Raw genomic sequence first — 2,976 nt, forward strand, 5'->3', positions numbered from 1 at the left:
GGTGCCGACCCACGAGAGTTCCACTCGTTGCATGACGATGAGGACTCAACGATCAGTGACGCGCTGAGACAGATCCTCGTCTTGACTGTGCGACAACCGCTCTGGTGAGCATCACGATTGATCGGAGCGCCTGACCGCAACGACTCCGACGAATACAAGGAGAAGCCTGCTGATGCGACCTGCACGGTCATGGTTGCTGCCGGAGCATTCGATGAGCTCTTGAGGCCATGAAGCCGGCTGCTCCCCACAGCGTCCACGGCTCGCCGGTCGACGCTTCGAACAGTGTGACCGTCGGCGACTCGAACTGGACCGGGCGCCGCGTCTCGAACTGTATGTCGCGCTCGTCCACTCGGTGGTACTGCGGCTCCGGAGCACGGTGCGTCAGCTCGTCGAGTCCGAGGTAGACGAGACGATCGACCTCGCGTGTGTCCGGTCGCGCCTCGTCGTAGAACGTGGCGGGCAATGTTGCGAAGAAGCCGTCCACGGTGATGCCCGACTCCGTGATCCATCGCCCCAGGTGATCGCCGATGCGGTACTCCGGGTCGGTGAGATGGTCGTCGGTGTTGGATTCTTCGCACAGCTCCCGCAGAGCGGCATCGGAGGGGGACTCTCCAGCCTCGACTGATCCTCCGAACAGCACGACGTCACCAGCGTGACTCATGCGCCCACCGGTGTGCCCGTTGGTCTTTGCCCGCAGCGTGACGACCGTGCATCGGCCCCAATCGGGCAGATCGATGATGGGGAACACTACTGCGGCAGTCCGTCCTGGGATCGCTTGCACCCGCCGGCCCCGGTCTTCCAGGCTGATCAACAGCGCAGTCGACAATTCGTTCTCCATACATAGCAACGCTAACGTACGTGTCTGCACAGTCGGCTGTGAGTTGAGCTACTGACCTGACACTGCGGCCGGACCGCTCGAACGACAACGGGGAAAAGGATTCGCCCGACCCTGGGCGGGCCGGGCGAATCCTGTTGCCGGACGGTGGGTCTGCACCCGCTCAGAAGCCGAAGCTGCCGGATCCGGAGTCGTGGCCGGGGTCGTTGGCCTGGTACTGCAGGTGGACTTCGGTGTCGGGGGCAGGGTCGGTGAAGTTCTCGGTGGAGTAGTTGACGGTGCCGTCGGCGTCGGAGTCGATGCGGGCGGTGTCGTAGAAGTGGTCGCCGTCGGTGTCCTGGAGTTCGGTGTCGGCGCGGCCGTCGTTGTTGGTGTCGATGTATTTGTGGTCCCAGGTGCCGTCGCCGTCGGTGTCGAGTTGCACGACGTCGATGCGGCCGTCGTGGTTGGTGTCCCAGGAGGCTTTGTCGGCTTCGCCGTCGCCGTCGGTGTCGGTGAGGGTGACGTCGTTGGTGCCGTCGCCGTTGGTGTCGAGTTCCCACATCTGGCCGGTGCCGTGCGAGGAGCTCTGCGGCGTGGTGTCGGACTCGGTGCTCGTCCGAGACGATGTGGTCGACGACTCACTCAACCGCGACGACGACTCCGACGACTGCGAGGTGGTGGAGCGGTCGCTGCTCGAGTCGGTCGACGAGGTGCGGGAGTCCGAGGTGGCCGGGCTGCCGGTGTCCTCGCTCTGCTGTGACCGCGACGACGAACCCCGGGAGGTGGAGTCGCTGCTGGTGGTTGAGGTGGAGTCCGGGTCGCTCAGGGCGTTGGCCCGCAGGTCGACACTGGTGGTGGAGTCGGGCTTGCCGTCGCCATCGGAGTCGACGACCTGGCGGTCGTAGCGTCCGTCGTGGTCGGTGTCGGTCACGATGACGTCGATGCGTCCGTCGCCGTCGGTGTCACTGGCCCGGATATCGGCAATCCCGTCACCGTTGGTGTCGGCCTCGCCGTAGTCGACGGTGCCATCGTTGTCGACATCGGTGAGGACCACATCGGTGGTGCCGTCGTGATCGGTGTCCATCTGCTTGGTGCTCATCGGAACTCTCCTCGGGGGTGCTGGTGGAGCCGGTATCGACTCGGACACAGCATCAGATGCAGCAACCCGGCAGGAAAGTTCCCGAGGCGCTCGGAAAAATTCTGGGTGCCGACGTCGGTCGGTCGCCTCACACCACCGGCGGCACGCGAAATCCCTGGAAAACGACTGATGCGCGGGTCTCGAAGCCGAGTCGTCGATACAACTCGAGCGCGCTCCGATTCTCCTCCAATGCGTGGAGAAACGGGCGTTCCCCGCGCGCCACGATCCGGCCGACGAGAGTATTGATCAGGTGCGCGGCGAACCCCTGACCGCGTGCGTCGGGCGCGGTACAGACCGCGCTGATCTCGGTCCAGCCGGGCGGGTGGAGGCGCTCCCCTGCCATTGCAACGAGTTCGCCGTCACGCCGGAGTCCGAGGTAGGTGCCCATCTCGTGTGTGCGCGAGAAGAACGGGCCGGGTCGGGTGGCCGCGACGAGACCAAGCATGTCCGGTACGTCGATCGCCGAGAGGGTGACCCGCTCGGTGCCCGTGGGAGCGACCGTCGCCATCGGCGCAACACCACTGTGCACGAACTGCAGACCGGGCAGTGTGAAGACCGGTTCCCACTCCGTCGGCGGTCGGGCGGTGCTGCTGAACATGTCCGCGAGCCCACCGGGCCCGAGCAGAGTTGCCATGTCCTCCCACCGGCCATCGTCTGTCGACCCGTCCGCTTCGACGGCGGCGAACGTACTGACCTCGGACTCGTAGGTGATCGCCGTGCCGTGCCGACGCACGAGGTGACGATGATGGCCCTCGAGCGACTCGCGTACGGGGTTGTCCAGTGGATGGCGTCCATCGCGCATGGGACGGCGGCTCCTCGTCTGTCGTCGTCCGCCGCTGTGCCGGACGACGACCAGTGTGCCCGCGGACAGCGCCGGAATCGACGACTCCGGGGTGGGCCACGCGGCCCGGCGTATGACGAGACCGCCTGTCGGCTGATGCGATCAGGCGGTCTCGGTCGACGAACGCGTCAGATGTAGTGCGCGCGTCCCGGGACGATCCGGGTGTGCACACCGCGTAGC

General features: G+C 65.8%; 3 protein-coding genes. All 3 read right to left on the bottom strand.

Annotation, left to right across the window (positions count from 1 at the left end; genetic code table 11):
* Positions 1-187 precede the first annotated feature (187 nt).
* The 3 genes from JHC79_RS23205 to JHC79_RS23215 all read right to left on the bottom strand — a co-directional run bounded on the left by JHC79_RS23205 (position 188) and on the right by JHC79_RS23215 (position 2,757).
* On the bottom strand, positions 188-661 hold the full coding sequence (locus JHC79_RS23205; protein ID WP_296395366.1) for an NUDIX domain-containing protein: 474 nt from the start codon (positions 659-661) through the stop codon (positions 188-190).
* Positions 662-998: 337 nt separating this feature from the next.
* Positions 999-1,916 carry a hypothetical protein gene (locus JHC79_RS23210; protein WP_296395368.1) on the bottom strand — a complete coding sequence of 306 codons (918 nt, stop codon included), beginning with the start codon at positions 1,914-1,916 and terminating at the stop codon, positions 999-1,001.
* Positions 1,917-2,043: 127 nt separating this feature from the next.
* On the bottom strand, positions 2,044-2,757 hold the full coding sequence (locus JHC79_RS23215) for a GNAT family N-acetyltransferase (RefSeq protein ID WP_296395370.1): 714 nt from the start codon (positions 2,755-2,757) through the stop codon (positions 2,044-2,046).
* Between the last annotated feature and the right edge of the window lie 219 nt (positions 2,758-2,976).

Origin of the sequence: Williamsia sp., from assembly GCF_016462415.1 — a bacterium.
GTDB lineage: Bacteria > Actinomycetota > Actinomycetes > Mycobacteriales > Mycobacteriaceae > Williamsia_A.